The organism is Ammoniphilus sp. YIM 78166 (assembly GCF_004522215.1).
Taxonomy (GTDB): domain Bacteria; phylum Bacillota; class Bacilli; order Aneurinibacillales; family RAOX-1; genus YIM-78166.
Genome location: NZ_SDLR01000001.1, coordinates 187,712 through 201,064, shown reverse-complemented (window position 1 = coordinate 201,064; position 13,353 = coordinate 187,712). Strand labels below are relative to the sequence as shown.

The window sequence follows — 13,353 nt, the reverse complement described above, 5'->3', positions numbered from 1 at the left end:
TTTACGCCTCCCTCTTGATTTGAATGTTCCGATAGGCATCCATTTCCACATAATATCCTGGCGGAACTACCGTGGTTGAGCTTGGGTCTTCAATGATCGTCGGTCCTGACTGGGTATGGCCGAATCTCAAGTTTTTCGTGGTGAAAACCGGCGTCTCAATCACGTCCCCATTCCAAACCGTTTGCTTGACGATCCGCTTGAGTAGCTGTTCCCCGGCCGTTTCTTCACTTCTTTTAATCTGAAGCTTCTCCAATTCCCCATAACCCGCAACTCTTAGGTTAACAACTTCAACCGTTCCTTTCGGGTTGTTATGCCCATAGATCCTGAGATGCATCTCGTGGAATAAGTTGATAAGGTTCCGTTGGTTTTCTTCCCCATCTTTCGAAGGGTCCAGAATATAAGGCACATTAACCGTATATTCTTGACCTACATAGCGCATATCCGCCGAACGATAGAAGGCTCGATTTTTTTCCTCGATCTTCTGCTGAGCAAGCATGGCAGAAGCCTCATTCTCCATTTCGCAGAAAATGGCTTCCGTCGTTTTTCGATCAATAGAAGAAAGGATATGCACAAAATTCCGGACGGCATCATATCGAATATCGGTCTGCAGCATTCCCCAAGCCGAGAACGTTCCGGCCTCTGTAGGAATGAGAACTTTCTTAATTCCCAGCAAGTCGGCGATGAATACAGCATGCATCGGACCGGCACCGCCAAAGGCTACCAGGACAAAGTCTCGAGGATCGATCCCTTTTTTGACCGTTAATGTTCGAATAGCATCAGCCATCTTGGCATTGGCAATGGAACAAATCCCTTCCGCTGTTTCCATGACACTTAGTCCTAATTGGTTTGCAACCGTTTTGACAGCTTGATAAGCGGCTTCTTTATCCAGTTGCATTTCACCGCCTAAGAACCCGTATTCATCAATTCTCCCCAATACCAGATTGGCATCAGTTACGGTAGGCTGCTTCCCGCCTCTTCCATAACAAGCCGGACCCGGATTGGACCCTGCACTTAGCGGTCCGACGCGCAAGCCTCCGTTTTCTATCCAAGCAATCGACCCTCCCCCAGCACCGATGGTATGTATATTCACCATAGGAGAGAATGGGGAATCCTTCCATTTGTGTTTCGGCCGTTACATCCGGTTTTCCATCAATGATGAGGCTGACATCAAAGCTTGTCCCTCCCATATCTACACAAATCAGATTGCGGTAATCGGTCAATTCGCCGAGGTTAATTCCTCCTATAGCCCCGCCGACAGGACCGGACATCAAAGTCTGAATAGGCAGTTCTTTGGCAATTTCCGAAGTCATCACCCCGCCGTTGGATTGCATAATGTAAACCTGATTTTCCAATCCCCGCTCCTTGGTTTCCAGCTCAAGCTTCGTCAAATAGTTTCTAACAATGGGGGCAACGTACGAGTTAATGACGGTCGTGCTGGTTCTCTCATACTCCCTCCACTCCCGGGCAATTTCATGCGATAAAGAGACAGGAATTTGAATTCCTTTTCTTTGGAAAGCTTCTTTGATCATCCATTCATGTTTCGGATTGTTGTAAGCGTGCAAAAGACATACAGAAACCGAGTCGTAACCCCTTTCAACAATTTTTTCGATAATCGTTTCCAATGCTTTCTCGTCTATCGATTTTTCTACCGTACCATCTACAAGTACTCTTTCCGGCACTTCGAAAATATCCCGGCGTTTTACCAGCGGTTCCGGCTTCCTGTATTGAATGCTGTAGATATCGGCGCGGTTCGCTCTCCCAATTTCATAAACATCCCGGAACCCTTCGGTTACCAGAAGGGCAACATGAGCTCCTTTGCGTTCCAAAAAGGCATTTAGTCCTGCAGTGGTACCATGAACAAAGTATTCAATGTCACTCAAGTCCCCAGCCAATTTTTCAATCCCCTCCATAACCCCTTTCGCTTGGTTATCGAGCGTCGTAAGAACTTTTCCTGTTTTATACGTGCCTTCTTGTTTATCAAAGAGAACAAGATCGGTAAACGTTCCTCCAATATCTATACCTAATCGGTATCGTTTCATTCAATATCCCTTCTTTCTTGTCTAGAAATTTCGTTACGATAAATTTAAAGTGTCGATTAAATTAATTGCCCTAATAATTGAAGTATTACTTTAATTTATTTGTAAAAATTATATGATTTTATTTGAAAATTGTAAATTTAGATAAGTGCCAAAAAAACAACCCTCTCTTTGTCGGTTGAAGACAAAGAAAGGGTTGTTTGGGATTTAAGGCAATAGCCTGCGCGCTTTTAAAGCCAGATGGAGGTTCAATCTTTGTTCGGGCTGCTTGAATGGATCAAAGCCTAGAACTTCCCGAACCTTTTCTATTCTGTACTTCACCGTATTCGGATGGACAAAAAGCCGTTTTGCTACATCGGTGAAGCTTTCTTTCTCATCGAGGTAAGTCTCTACTGTTTTGACCAGATCGGTTTGATTCTTTGCATCGTATTGATAAAGCAGCTCAAGGAGACCCGATGTAAACTCTCCCAACAAAGTCTGAGGCAACTCTCCCAATATGCCGTAAACCCCAAGATCCTGAATCGCCGTAATGCTGCCAGGGCCAAACATTCTCCGGCCTACATCAATGGCCTGCAAAGCGTCTCTGTAGCTGAGTCCCAGGTGGAGGGGAGAGGGGTAATAATCACCGATTCCTACAGAGATCGTTACCGATGCCAGTTCCGATTCCAGGGTTTCTTTGAGGAACAAAGCAAGATTTCGGGTCTTTTGCCTAGCCTCGTGGCGTTCTAAAGACCGGCCGAAATGGTTGAAGACAAAGATACTGTCCCCTTTGAGCATAACTTCGGATTTTGGACCATGTTTTTCAACTACTGGCCGAATCATGGATCGAATCCGTTTTTCCAGCCGGATGATGTCCATGGGAGTCGAGCTTTCAGCGGCTTCTTCCCGTTCCAGCCGGGCAATCAAAAGCATGTGTTTTTTCATAAGATTGAGGCCTACCGATGTCCCTCTGCTATATAAGTCCTCTTCGCGGGTAAATTTCCCTTCCAGCACCTCTGTCAAGAAATCGCTCCGAAGGCGGCTTTCCGCTTCGGCGACCGCTCGCTGCTTGGCGATTTCCAGTGATAGTGCAGTCGATGCGTGCGATATCGCAATCAGATCAAGCTCTTGCAGCGAGTCCCCTATTTCCCAGATGAAAATGTATCCGAACGGTTCATTTGCCGCACCTGCGGGGACAGCCACCTGTTTCACCTTTATCCCTTCAACTTCGAGCCAAGTGGAATAGCATTCGATCCCCAGCTCTGTCTTGTTAACCGAATATCCCGTCTTTCGGAGATCGATGGGCTCATGAAAACCTTGTGTTTGCAAGCATTTTTGCAAGAAGGACGAGTCTTCGGGTGAACTTGATCCTTCCGCATGGATTTCAAACAAGTCGTTAGTGATGATTACAGGCTGTTTGATCAAACCAGAGAGGGTTGTAGCGATAGCCCCTACATTCCCTCCATGCAGGATAACACGCGTCAATTCCCGATTGATGTCTTCCGATTTTTTTAAAATTTGGGATTGCCGGTTCAAGATCGTACCCAATACCGTAGAAAAAACGGTGGCATACGTCATAGATGGCGGCAACAAAAGGAGGGGAAGACCGCACTTATCTGCCGCTTTCATCAATTCATCCTGGCCCCTCAAACCGGAAGCCATGGGGTGAATCCCCAAAGCGGCCACACCGAACTCCGAGAATTTCCTTATCGCTTCAATTTGGCCATCGATATCATTACTCAAGCTGTGAAACGTGGTCAGGACGAACTCGCCTCCGATAAAAAACTGATCAAAATCCCTCGGTATTTCTAATACACTGACCTGCTCGATGATCCTGTCCAACCCGTTATGACCAGCTAATAACCTTAAGCTTTTCAGTGGCTCAAGCTGAAGCATATCACTTACCGTGATCCCCATGACAACACCTCCTCTAGTGAAAGCGAAGGTCTCCGACTTCTAAGAGACTTATAGATTCGCGTTTATACATCAGTTTAAATTTTCCTTTCCCTTTTGTAAACGTTTTAATCAGTGGTATTAACTACCGATAAATATCATCATGGCCCCTTCCCCTACTCCCACGATGCCGAGCGGCTCCGCAGCCCAGAAATCCGCGCCATAGATCACATCCATCCCATCCAAGCAGCCGTCTTCGATCATCCTTGGGCGCGTCCGGGGCAATCCAAATTATGCGGCAGTTCTCTTTAGCTGAACCCGAATTAGCGTTACGGAAATCAGCGCGCGTTTAGGCCTCGTATCCTACAAACCTTATGTGCCGAAAACGTCATTTAGCGGAATTTAAAGACAAGAAAATATCACCTGGGATTAGGCGCATTTTAAATAGGAATTAAATGAAAAAAAGGTATAGTCCAACGTTATGTTATTTCAAATGATCTCTACGCTTGTTGGCAGGCCGCCTTGTTTTTTAATGAAAATAAGAATTACTACGTTTTAATTATTTTACTAGGGTTTGGAAAGCATGTCAATTTTCAAATAAAAAAGCACCTCCGAATAGAAGATGCTTAGTCATTGCAACAAAATATAAATAAACAGGAATGCCCCTGAGTCATGCAGCTTGTTTGCAACACCTCCTCATCCGCGTGAGTTATTCTGTGCGCTTTATTCTATGGCAGGTCTCCTGGCTTGGAATCATTGCCTATTCGCCCCCTTCCCATTCATCCTGAACAGTGGGTCTGTCGTTCGCGAAAAAGCTCTTCCTTACAGTGGCGGGACCGCGCCGGTTTCTCACCGGACTTCCCTATTAAGTTCTCGTACAATAGACGAGAACACCATAAAATGTCGGTATGAAATTGTACTTGATGGAGCTCATTATAGTAGGAATTGGTATTTTAGACAAGTCCTTTTGCTTGAGGCTCTTTTTCAACCCCACCTACCGAAGTGAGAGTCGGGACTAAACCATGTTCCCCATAGGTATACATAAGATGGGATTGAACGATTTCCCCGTCTCTCAAGTGTTGTTGAACAATTTGGGTAGCAACCTCTGGCGTCACTGCCTTATACCAGACTCCTTCAGGGTATACAATGAGGGCGCAAGCCTCTTTGCATCTCCCGTTACAGCGCGTTCGTGTCGTGTGAATTAGCGGGTCTAAGCCAAGCCTTTTCACTTCTTCTCGAACAGCCTGGGTCACTTCTTCCCCGCCATTTCTCATGCAACTCCCCCCATTGCAAATCAAGACATGGTGGCGCATACCTGTTAAGTTCCACGTAGTCAAGCTTATCCCCCCTTAACCAATAGTAATGATTCCGATTTTTAATATAATCTATTCCTTAATATTAGAAGTTATTACCCCTTTCGTCAATATGTGGTTACATATTAGGGAAGGGCCTTAGGCTACTAAACATCGACTGGTTTTTGCCAAAGAACCAACATATTGCCGAACACTCAACAAAAAAGGGCTCTCCCACGAGAACCCTTCCTCTTTCATTAACGTGTTTCTTTATGAATCGTATACTTGTTTAATCTTGGGCAGAATTTACGCAGCTCCAAACGATCTGGATGCTTCCTTTTATTCTTTGTAGTAGTATAATTGCGATCGCCGCACTCTGTGCAGGCCAATGTGACCGTTACTCTCATAAAAAACACTCCTCTGTGTTAAATTTTATATTGTAACTTCTTCCCTAACCTCTTCTACAGCTGTTGGCAGTGGATCAGGGAAGGAAGTCCAATCCATGTTCATCTCTTTCTCGGTTAGTAAACACGCATCAAGGGATGCTATGATTTCTTCCTGGTTTAGATCGATCCCGATGAATACGACCTCGTTGATGCGATCGCCCCATACGGGATCCCAGGTACAGGCCCACTCTGGTTCTTCATCCAGCATCAATTTCTGATCTTCTTCGGGAAGAGCAGCAACCCAGTAGCCCATTTCTCCTATTTGAATGGAAGGCCCTGCTTGACTGATGGTTAAACCTAAATCATTGCGTGTGGCTACCCACAAAATCCCCTTGGCTCTTACCACCTCAACGGGCCAATCCTCTAACCATTGAGACAAGCGCTCGGGATGGAAGGGAATTCTTCTGCGATATACAAAAGACGAAATCCCATATTCCTCTGTCTCGGGTGTATGCTCTTCTTTTTCTAGCTCGTGAAGCCATCCAGCAGATTGACTCGCTTCATCGAAATCAAACAAACCGGTATTTAAGATTTCGCAGGGATCAACCTTCCCTTGAACGGATCGGATAAATCTTGCCCGGGGCTGGAGCTTGCGAAGAACAGACTCAAGTTTTTCAAGATCCGCTTCATCTACCATGTCACATTTATTCAAGACCAGAACATCGCAGAATTCGATCTGATCAATAAGCAGATCCACCACTTCGCGCGAATCATCCTCGCCTACGGCCTGTTCACGGTCAAGCAAGCTTTCACCGCTTGAGAAGTCGTGCCAAAAACGATAAGCATCCACCACGGTGACCATCGTATCGAGCCTTGTGATGGCAGAGAGATCCACTCCATTTTCCTCATCCATATAGGTGAAGGTTTGTGCTACCGGGATGGGCTCTCCGATCCCCGTCGATTCAATCAAAATATAATCAAATCGTCCTTCCCCTACTAAACGTTCCACTTCCTTAAGCAGATCTTCACGTAACGTACAGCAGATACAACCGTTGGACATTTCAACTAACTTCTCATCTGTACGAGAAAGCCCATTTCCTGCTTTTATTAATTCAGCATCTATGTTGACTTCGCTCAAGTCGTTGACTATCACCGCAACCTTCAGCCCCAGTCGATTATTTAAAACATGGTTGAGCAGCGTTGTTTTCCCCGCTCCAAGGTAGCCACTTAAAACGGTAACGGGTATTCTTCGATCTACGTTCATCCCTTGCCTCCTTCTACCTACAAATCGAAAACATGTCGATTTATCTCTTAGATTATGATACTATATTGTTAGTATCTGGTCAATCGTAATGTTTCCGAATAAATAAAGTTAATATGAGTATATTTAGTTCTATAATCATAATGATTGCGAATTGAACAAAGGAGTGAAGGAATTGTTACATTGGTTAATTATTGGTGGAGGCATTCAAGGCTGCACCCTAGCCACTTACCTCTTGCGTCAGAAGAAAACGAGCATCCAACAACTTGGGATCCTAGATCCTTACGAAAAACCACTACATAAATGGATACAAAATACGGCGACCATTCAGATGCCCTACCTCCGCTCGCCCTCGATTCATCACTTGGATGTTGAACCCTTTGCTCTCGAGAAGTTCGCTAAAAAGGAACGGAGCAAGTTTGCTGCATCCTTTACCCCTCCTTACGACCGACCTTCTCTAGAACTTTTTAACGAGCACTCCAGAGTAGTATTGGAGGAAACAGAGATCCCCTCGGCTTGGATCCAAGGTAAAGCAGTGGGAATCGGCCGTAAAAAAGATTCCTGGTGTGTGTCCCTAGAGAATGGAAGGGAAATCGAGAGCAAGAATGTTGTCTTAGCCATGGGCTTAAGTGAACACCCCTTGTGGCCCGATTGGGCCAAGGCGGTACAGCAAGCAGGCGGAAAGATTGACCATGTTTTCAGCCATCAACCACCGGACTTCGATAGCCTAACCCCACCGGTTGTCGTCGTGGGGGGAGGGATTAGTGCCGCTCATACGAGCTTGCGTCTGTGCCGCATGTACCCCGGGCAGGTCACTCTGATTACAAGGCATCACCTTCGCGTTCATCAATTTGACTCTGATCCTGGTTGGCTAGGACCTAAAAATATGAACTCCTATCGAATTATTAAGGATTATAGTGAGAGAAGAAAAGTCATCCAATCGGCTCGCCACCGAGGTTCCATGCCAATAGAACTTCATCTCGCTCTATTAAGAGAGCAAAAGCTTGAAAATCTAGTCATCCATACAGATCAGATTACGGATGTTCAAACTGAACCGTCTACCATATTTTTCGAGCTTGAAAGCAGAAAACAAATGAATGCAGGAAGTGTTTTACTTGCTACCGGTTTTCATGCTAAGCCTCCTGGGATCGAGTGGCTAGAACCGACGCTCCGGGATTACGGCATGCATTGTGCTGACTGCGGATATCCTATTGTTTCTGCAAACTCCCTAGCATGGGCACCGAATTTGTTCGTGATTGGAGCATTAGCCGAGCTTGAAATTGGACCCGTTTCCCGAAATATTGCTGGGGCTCGACGAGGGGCCGATCGTATCTTGCAAGTAACCTAATACATTTGTTAAATCGTAATGATTATGATATAATTGAAAGATCAATAGCCAAGGAGATGAGCATATGAAACAAGGAATTCATCCAAAATACCAGCCCGTTGTTTTTTGGGATGTTACATCTGATTACAAGTTTTTGAGCGCTTCAACTAAACATTCAAACGAAACGATTGAATGGGAGGATGGAAAAACCTATCCTTTACTTAAAGTGGAGATCAGCTCCGCTTCTCACCCGTTCTACACAGGCAAGCAAAAAACCGTGGATACCGGCGGGAGAATCAGCAAGTTCATGGAAAAGTACAAAAAGAAGCAATAGGTACGAAAAAAGAGCTGTCCATTTGGGCGGCTCTTTTCATTTAGAATCGCTGTCTTGATACGAAGTTAAAAAATCGGTAATCGTACGTCGAAGCCAGTTTCCAACCTCTCTCGGGTTTCGAAACCACTTTTCTTCATAGCCCCATGGAAGACCTTCCTCATCATACATGGTGACCTTGAGCTTCGGATTCTTAGACTCTTCAAACAAGATGTGAAATAGCGCACCTTCCCTAGCCTCTGCCGTCACTTCATACCCATAGCATTGCGGCGTTTTTCTGATCTTAATAAGCCCTGTTTGCCTGATTAATTCTTCTAAGGCAATCCAACCTTCTTCCTTGGGTAGAGAAACGTTGCTGTGGATATGAGAAGCAAGCTGATGGGCCGTTATCCCCAGTTCTTGGACTTGCTCATAGAGCTTTTCCATCTCTTTGATAAACGCGGTTTTACTCATTTCCATACGATTGATTTCACCTCGCATTAACCGTAATTATTAAGATTTAGCTTCACTAATAGAAAAAACTAGCCTCTTTCAAGACTAGTCTATTGCCTACTATTTGTGATATTCCAATGCTTTCTTTAAGGTTTCAATATTATCATACATTACACTGAAATAGTCTTTGCCTTGGCTTAGCTCTTCTTGTGTTAAATTCTCTAGCGTATTAAGAGTCAAGGCTTCTGCGCCAACCTCTCTTTTCACCACTTCGGCTACTTTACTAGACACCAAGGTATCAAAAAGAATAAATTCTATTTCATGCTCTTTAGCCATTGAGATGATCTGCTGAAGTTGTTTTGGAGATGGCTCATTCGATGGACTTAAGCCTGAAATCGGAATTTGGACAAGACCGTAAGCGTTGGTAATATAACCGAAGGCCGCATGAGAAACTACGATTTCCTTATGATGGATATGTGAAACCAAATCTTTAAAGGCTGCGTCTAGATTATCAAATTGTTGACTTAATGATTCGAAGTTCCCTTCATAATGCGCTTGATTAGCCGGGTCAATCTGAATTAAAGCTTCTTTAATAAGTGCAGCTTGCTGTTTCGCTTTTATCGGATCTAACCAAATATGAGGATCAAACTCCCCGTGCTCGTGTTCATCGTGTGCATGCTCTTCTTCCTTAGCCGCATCATGGTCATGTCCATGATCGTCCTTCTTGGCATGTTCATCATGAGCATGTTCATCCTCATGAGCGTGTTCATCATGTCCATGCTCGTCTGCTGCTAATAACTCAATATCCTTGCTCGCATCAAGAACAACCAACGTCTGGCTTTGCAAAGCTCCTAAAGCTTTTTCAATCCAGCCCTCGAAGCCGGCCCCATTATAAATAAACAGCTGGCCTTCGTTAAGCTTAATCATGTCCTTCGCTGTTGGTTCGAAATCATGCGGCTCTACACCAGGTGGAACGATATTTTCTACTACAGCTTTGTCACCAGCAATTTTCTGGGCAAAGTCAGTCAGAGCATATAGTGTTGTGTAAATTTTAATTGGTTGTTCTTCGGTCGGCTCTGTATTGGCTGATGTTGGCGGTTCCTCCTTTGTCGCTGGCGCCCCGCTGCCACATGCAGTTAATAACATCCCTAATGAAAATAAGAGTGTAAACAACCCAATAAATGTCGTCCTTCTCATTAGTGACACCCCCCCTTTTCTCCTTCTTATTGATAAAACGTAAAACTTATGATTTACGAACTTAATACTACTATAGATAGTGTATATGGTCAACCTTTAAAAAGAACAATTTGGATTTTTTACCACAAAAAAAACACCTCCTCGGTGTTTTTCTAGTGATTGTATGCAGGTTTACATCCGCTAATTTTCTTGTCGAACCTTATCAGAAAAAAGGGTACGGATCTATGCAACTCCTCTTTGTTATACAATATAATGTTAATAAATCATCTGTATTATAACAATCGAGGAGGTATCTATATGTTAACAAGACAAGAACGAAAAAATATGATTGATTTTATTGTAAATCTCTATGGCGTGGAATCCGCTGATTTTATTTATATGACAGATGTTGATGTCCAGGGAATGTATGATAAAGTTTATTATGAACTTGAGCTTCAACGAGACGCATAAGATCTGTAGGGTAAGCCTACAGATCTTTTTACATTATCTCACTGGTTTGGCGCACCCATTGTTCTATAAGCTCATTGGCAGGCAGCTTTTTGCTAAGACGTATGCCTTGACCGGCCCACATCGACAAATACTCTGGTTGGTTTTGTTGGGCAGCCGCTAGTCTAATGTCTCTTGTTATTGTATTTTGAATCGGATAAGGAAGAATCTCCTGTTGGTGAGACTCCATCTCATTCATAAACAAATTTTTGATACCTCGCGCTAATTTTCCGGAAAAGGCTGTAGTCAGGGTCGTTTGCTCTTCCGTCCCCTCCAGTATCATCCTTTGATAATCCTGATGAGCTCCACTCTCATGGCAGGTTAGAAAAGCGGTTCCCAGTTGCACTCCTTTTGCACCGAGCATAAGTGAGGCTGCAATCCCTCGACCATCCATAATTCCTCCTGCAGCAATCACCGGTATGCTGACATGGTCTGCTAGTTGAGGAATAAGAGACATCGTGCCTATTAACGAATGTTTAGGATCCGTTATGAAAGTCCCGCGATGTCCCCCTGCTTCATAACCCTGGCCAACAATCATGTCTATGCCTTTTTTCTCTAGTTCAAGACCTTCCCGAACATTCGTAGCTGTACCAATCGTGATGATCTTCTTTTCCTTTAGTTTGGCAATCCACTCATCAGACGGAATCCCAAAAGTAAAACTGAATACGGGAACGGCTTCCTCTAGTAGGATTTTCAGTTGCTCATCAAAAGATTCAGTGACTCGAGTAAGATCAGGTTCTCCCATAAGCCCTAAGCGATCTCGATACATTCTCAGAATACTATTCATTGCGTTTACTTCTTCCGCATGTGGAGAGCCAAAAGCTTCTGGTATAAATAAGTTGACTGCAAATGGTCGCGTTGTTAAGGCCTTAACTTTTTGGATAGCCAGCCTTATTTGTTCCGGACTCATATATCCCGCTCCGAGTGTCCCTAACCCGCCTGCATTAGACACTGCAGCAACCAGCTCTGGTGTAGTTGCTCCACCAGCCATCCCTGCTTGTATAATCGGGTATGTAATGTTTAATTGACTTGCTACAATGGTTTGATTCCAACCCATGAGACCCACTCCCCATCTATCATTCTTCCTATATACTACTTTCACTTTAAAAATTAGACAACAGCCTAAGACCTAAGAAAGCTTCCTCACATAATATGTACTACGCTTACATTCTAAATAAGGAAAGGTGATTTGTTCATGACATTTGCCCTTGCCGGTTGGATGCTTTACGCTATGTGGGGAGTTCTTGGGGTGATGGGTGTTGACTTCCTTGCCTCCGTTTTCCGTTCATTAAAAAGAAGCTCGTTCTCAACTGCTCTTGTATTGGATTATTTGCGCGATCTATTAAATTACGTCTTTCCTCTATTTATTGTCGTCAATCTTATTCCCCTCGACCCAACAGGGTGGATCCTTCTTATTGGTTACTACTTGGCTAGTTTAGCCGTATTTCTACGATATGTATTTGCGATTAAAGATAAGTTTTAATTGGGGAGATTTCCCCAATTTTTTTATGTCTTTGCTGCGAAGGCTTCATCTTGGATCGACAGCCTAGATTATGTAAAAAGAAGCCTCTCGGGCTTCTTTTTTTACTGATTTTTCATCAGTTGTTGTGTTTGCTGAAGCGTGTGCTCCATGTCCATAAGGACACCAATCGTCTGAACCGTTTGATTCATCTGCCCCAAGAGAATCGAAGCCGTTTGTAGCTGCTGTTGGACAGCTTGGAAAGAGTCAGACTGAATCTCTCTCTCGGTAGCCTCGATATGTTGAAGCTGCTCTTGTATAGTAGCCTCTCTTACGATATTCGGTTGGAGCTGCACGGCTGGCAGGACAGAATTGTCACTGGTCATATTTGGATGGAATTCCTCTGCTGCCTCGGTTCGAAGCTCTTGTCCTACGCGCTGCATGTCCGAACCTTCTCTCGCCAAATTCGGATGGAACTCCTCTGCTGCCTCGGTTCGAAGCTCATGTCCCAGACGCTGCATGTCTGAGCGCATCGGTTCAATAGCTTCCTCACGATTAAACATGCCGCTGAACCAAACAGCTGCTGATACAATAGCTAATATCAAGAGAATCACAATAGTTGCGGTAACCATGCCCAGGATTCCTCCCTAAAGGTTTTGGTGTGAAAAAGAGGGGTACGCTAAAACGTATCCCCCCAAGGTTGCTATTGTAAGTTTTGGTTCGTTTGGTTTTGCTGTTGTTGCTGCAGCTGATTCAACTGTTGCTGTGATTGGGCTTGCTGTTGCATTTGGCTTAACTGCTGTTGAGATTGGGAAACCATTTGTTGCATTTGAGTCATCGTCTGGAAGGACTGAACACTTTGACTCGCTTGATTTAGCGTTTGAGCCGCTTGTTGAATGGATTGTTGAAGCTGCTGGAACGCCTGGCGTTGCTGTTGCTGAATCTGATTGGAGAACTGATTCATCTGCTGCATAAGCTGGTTGGTTTGAGCACTGCTTTGGACATTGCCACCATACCCCGAAGTGGATCCAACTTGAGGAGTAGATTGAAGCTGAGAAAGGGTAGTTTGCATTTGATCCAACTGAGAGCGAAGTGGGATCAGTTCCTCAGCAATTTCTTCTTTGGCAATGGATTCAACAATTTCCTCTGCAAATTCTTCTTCGTATAGATCCATATCTCTTTCCATGTAGATCCCTCCGTCAAGTGGATTTAATGAGCTTCAAGAGCGGAACGCTCCTGAAGGACACATCAATATTTTGACTCAGGAAGGCGAG

General features: G+C 44.4%; 16 protein-coding genes and 1 riboswitch. Of the genes, 4 read left to right on the top strand and 12 right to left on the bottom strand.

The window, feature by feature from the left end; all coding sequences use genetic code 11:
* Position 1: 1 nt before the first annotated feature.
* From EIZ58_RS34720 to EIZ58_RS00925, 7 genes are all read right to left on the bottom strand, one after another.
* Entirely contained in the window at positions 2-1,045 is a 1,044-nt protein-coding gene (locus EIZ58_RS34720; RefSeq protein WP_255438222.1) for a hydantoinase/oxoprolinase family protein, read from the bottom strand.
* Positions 948-2,039, bottom strand: coding sequence for a hydantoinase/oxoprolinase family protein (locus EIZ58_RS00945; protein WP_255438106.1), 1,092 nt, complete (start codon positions 2,037-2,039; stop codon positions 948-950). The genes EIZ58_RS34720 and EIZ58_RS00945 overlap by 98 nt, the downstream gene beginning before the upstream one ends.
* A gap of 204 nt (positions 2,040-2,243) precedes the next feature.
* Positions 2,244-3,932 carry a PucR family transcriptional regulator gene (locus EIZ58_RS00940; protein ID WP_134698652.1) on the bottom strand — a complete coding sequence of 563 codons (1,689 nt, stop codon included), beginning with the start codon at positions 3,930-3,932 and terminating at the stop codon, positions 2,244-2,246.
* A 117-nt stretch (positions 3,933-4,049) separates the two neighbouring features.
* Positions 4,050-4,172 carry a hypothetical protein gene (locus EIZ58_RS34715; protein WP_255438228.1) on the bottom strand — a complete coding sequence of 41 codons (123 nt, stop codon included), beginning with the start codon at positions 4,170-4,172 and terminating at the stop codon, positions 4,050-4,052.
* 451 nt (positions 4,173-4,623) lie between these two features.
* A riboswitch (cobalamin riboswitch) is annotated at positions 4,624-4,821 on the bottom strand.
* A gap of 40 nt (positions 4,822-4,861) precedes the next feature.
* On the bottom strand, positions 4,862-5,245 hold the full coding sequence (locus tag EIZ58_RS00935; RefSeq protein ID WP_134698651.1) for a (2Fe-2S) ferredoxin domain-containing protein: 384 nt from the start codon (positions 5,243-5,245) through the stop codon (positions 4,862-4,864).
* 212 nt (positions 5,246-5,457) lie between these two features.
* Complete coding sequence (rpmG, locus tag EIZ58_RS00930; protein WP_134698650.1) at positions 5,458-5,607, bottom strand: 50S ribosomal protein L33; 150 nt, start codon at positions 5,605-5,607, stop codon at positions 5,458-5,460.
* Positions 5,608-5,632: 25 nt separating this feature from the next.
* Positions 5,633-6,850, bottom strand: coding sequence for a GTP-binding protein (locus tag EIZ58_RS00925; protein ID WP_134698649.1), 1,218 nt, complete (start codon positions 6,848-6,850; stop codon positions 5,633-5,635).
* 172 nt (positions 6,851-7,022) lie between these two features.
* Between EIZ58_RS00925 and EIZ58_RS00920 the strand changes: the two genes are divergently transcribed.
* Positions 7,023-8,195, top strand: coding sequence for an FAD/NAD(P)-binding protein (locus EIZ58_RS00920; protein ID WP_167577418.1), 1,173 nt, complete (start codon positions 7,023-7,025; stop codon positions 8,193-8,195).
* Positions 8,196-8,259: 64 nt separating this feature from the next.
* The gene (locus tag EIZ58_RS00915; RefSeq protein WP_134698647.1) at positions 8,260-8,508 is read left to right on the top strand and encodes a type B 50S ribosomal protein L31; all 249 of its coding nucleotides are present in this window, start codon (positions 8,260-8,262) and stop codon (positions 8,506-8,508) included.
* Positions 8,509-8,544: 36 nt separating this feature from the next.
* On the opposite strand, the gene EIZ58_RS00910 is transcribed toward EIZ58_RS00915, so the two are convergent.
* Positions 8,545-8,964 carry a hypothetical protein gene (locus EIZ58_RS00910; protein ID WP_134698646.1) on the bottom strand — a complete coding sequence of 140 codons (420 nt, stop codon included), beginning with the start codon at positions 8,962-8,964 and terminating at the stop codon, positions 8,545-8,547.
* Between the two features lie 93 nt (positions 8,965-9,057).
* Entirely contained in the window at positions 9,058-10,134 is a 1,077-nt protein-coding gene (locus EIZ58_RS00905) for a metal ABC transporter solute-binding protein, Zn/Mn family (protein ID WP_134698645.1), read from the bottom strand.
* 297 nt (positions 10,135-10,431) lie between these two features.
* Between EIZ58_RS00905 and EIZ58_RS00900 the strand changes: the two genes are divergently transcribed.
* Positions 10,432-10,584: a BH0509 family protein gene (locus EIZ58_RS00900; RefSeq protein WP_167577417.1), complete on the top strand. Its 153-nt coding sequence runs from the start codon at positions 10,432-10,434 to the stop codon at positions 10,582-10,584.
* A 28-nt stretch (positions 10,585-10,612) separates the two neighbouring features.
* On the opposite strand, the gene EIZ58_RS00895 is transcribed toward EIZ58_RS00900, so the two are convergent.
* Positions 10,613-11,677 carry an NAD(P)H-dependent flavin oxidoreductase gene (locus EIZ58_RS00895; protein ID WP_134698643.1) on the bottom strand — a complete coding sequence of 355 codons (1,065 nt, stop codon included), beginning with the start codon at positions 11,675-11,677 and terminating at the stop codon, positions 10,613-10,615.
* 138 nt (positions 11,678-11,815) lie between these two features.
* Here EIZ58_RS00895 and EIZ58_RS00890 point away from each other — a divergent pair, with 138 nt between their 5' ends.
* The gene (locus tag EIZ58_RS00890) at positions 11,816-12,103 is read left to right on the top strand and encodes a hypothetical protein (protein WP_134698642.1); all 288 of its coding nucleotides are present in this window, start codon (positions 11,816-11,818) and stop codon (positions 12,101-12,103) included.
* 101 nt (positions 12,104-12,204) lie between these two features.
* On the opposite strand, the gene EIZ58_RS00885 is transcribed toward EIZ58_RS00890, so the two are convergent.
* Positions 12,205-12,711 carry a hypothetical protein gene (locus tag EIZ58_RS00885; RefSeq protein ID WP_134698641.1) on the bottom strand — a complete coding sequence of 169 codons (507 nt, stop codon included), beginning with the start codon at positions 12,709-12,711 and terminating at the stop codon, positions 12,205-12,207.
* Between the two features lie 71 nt (positions 12,712-12,782).
* Complete coding sequence (locus EIZ58_RS00880; protein WP_240688906.1) at positions 12,783-13,265, bottom strand: hypothetical protein; 483 nt, start codon at positions 13,263-13,265, stop codon at positions 12,783-12,785.
* Between the last annotated feature and the right edge of the window lie 88 nt (positions 13,266-13,353).

Coding starts and splice junctions, on each gene's coding strand:
- EIZ58_RS00945 (WP_255438106.1), bottom strand. CDS start 2,039: ATGAAACGATACCGATTAGGTATAGATATTGGAGGAACGTTTACCGAT.
- EIZ58_RS00940 (WP_134698652.1), bottom strand. CDS start 3,932: ATGGGGATCACGGTAAGTGATATGCTTCAGCTTGAGCCACTGAAAAGC.
- EIZ58_RS34715 (WP_255438228.1), bottom strand. CDS start 4,172: ATGATCGAAGACGGCTGCTTGGATGGGATGGATGTGATCTATGGCGCG.
- rpmG (WP_134698650.1), bottom strand. CDS start 5,607: ATGAGAGTAACGGTCACATTGGCCTGCACAGAGTGCGGCGATCGCAAT.
- EIZ58_RS00925 (WP_134698649.1), bottom strand. CDS start 6,850: ATGAACGTAGATCGAAGAATACCCGTTACCGTTTTAAGTGGCTACCTT.
- EIZ58_RS00915 (WP_134698647.1), top strand. CDS start 8,260: ATGAAACAAGGAATTCATCCAAAATACCAGCCCGTTGTTTTTTGGGAT.
- EIZ58_RS00910 (WP_134698646.1), bottom strand. CDS start 8,964: ATGGAAATGAGTAAAACCGCGTTTATCAAAGAGATGGAAAAGCTCTAT.
- EIZ58_RS00905 (WP_134698645.1), bottom strand. CDS start 10,134: ATGAGAAGGACGACATTTATTGGGTTGTTTACACTCTTATTTTCATTA.
- EIZ58_RS00900 (WP_167577417.1), top strand. CDS start 10,432: ATGTTAACAAGACAAGAACGAAAAAATATGATTGATTTTATTGTAAAT.
- EIZ58_RS00895 (WP_134698643.1), bottom strand. CDS start 11,677: ATGGGTTGGAATCAAACCATTGTAGCAAGTCAATTAAACATTACATAC.
- EIZ58_RS00890 (WP_134698642.1), top strand. CDS start 11,816: ATGACATTTGCCCTTGCCGGTTGGATGCTTTACGCTATGTGGGGAGTT.
- EIZ58_RS00885 (WP_134698641.1), bottom strand. CDS start 12,711: ATGGTTACCGCAACTATTGTGATTCTCTTGATATTAGCTATTGTATCA.
- EIZ58_RS00880 (WP_240688906.1), bottom strand. CDS start 13,265: ATGGAAAGAGATATGGATCTATACGAAGAAGAATTTGCAGAGGAAATT.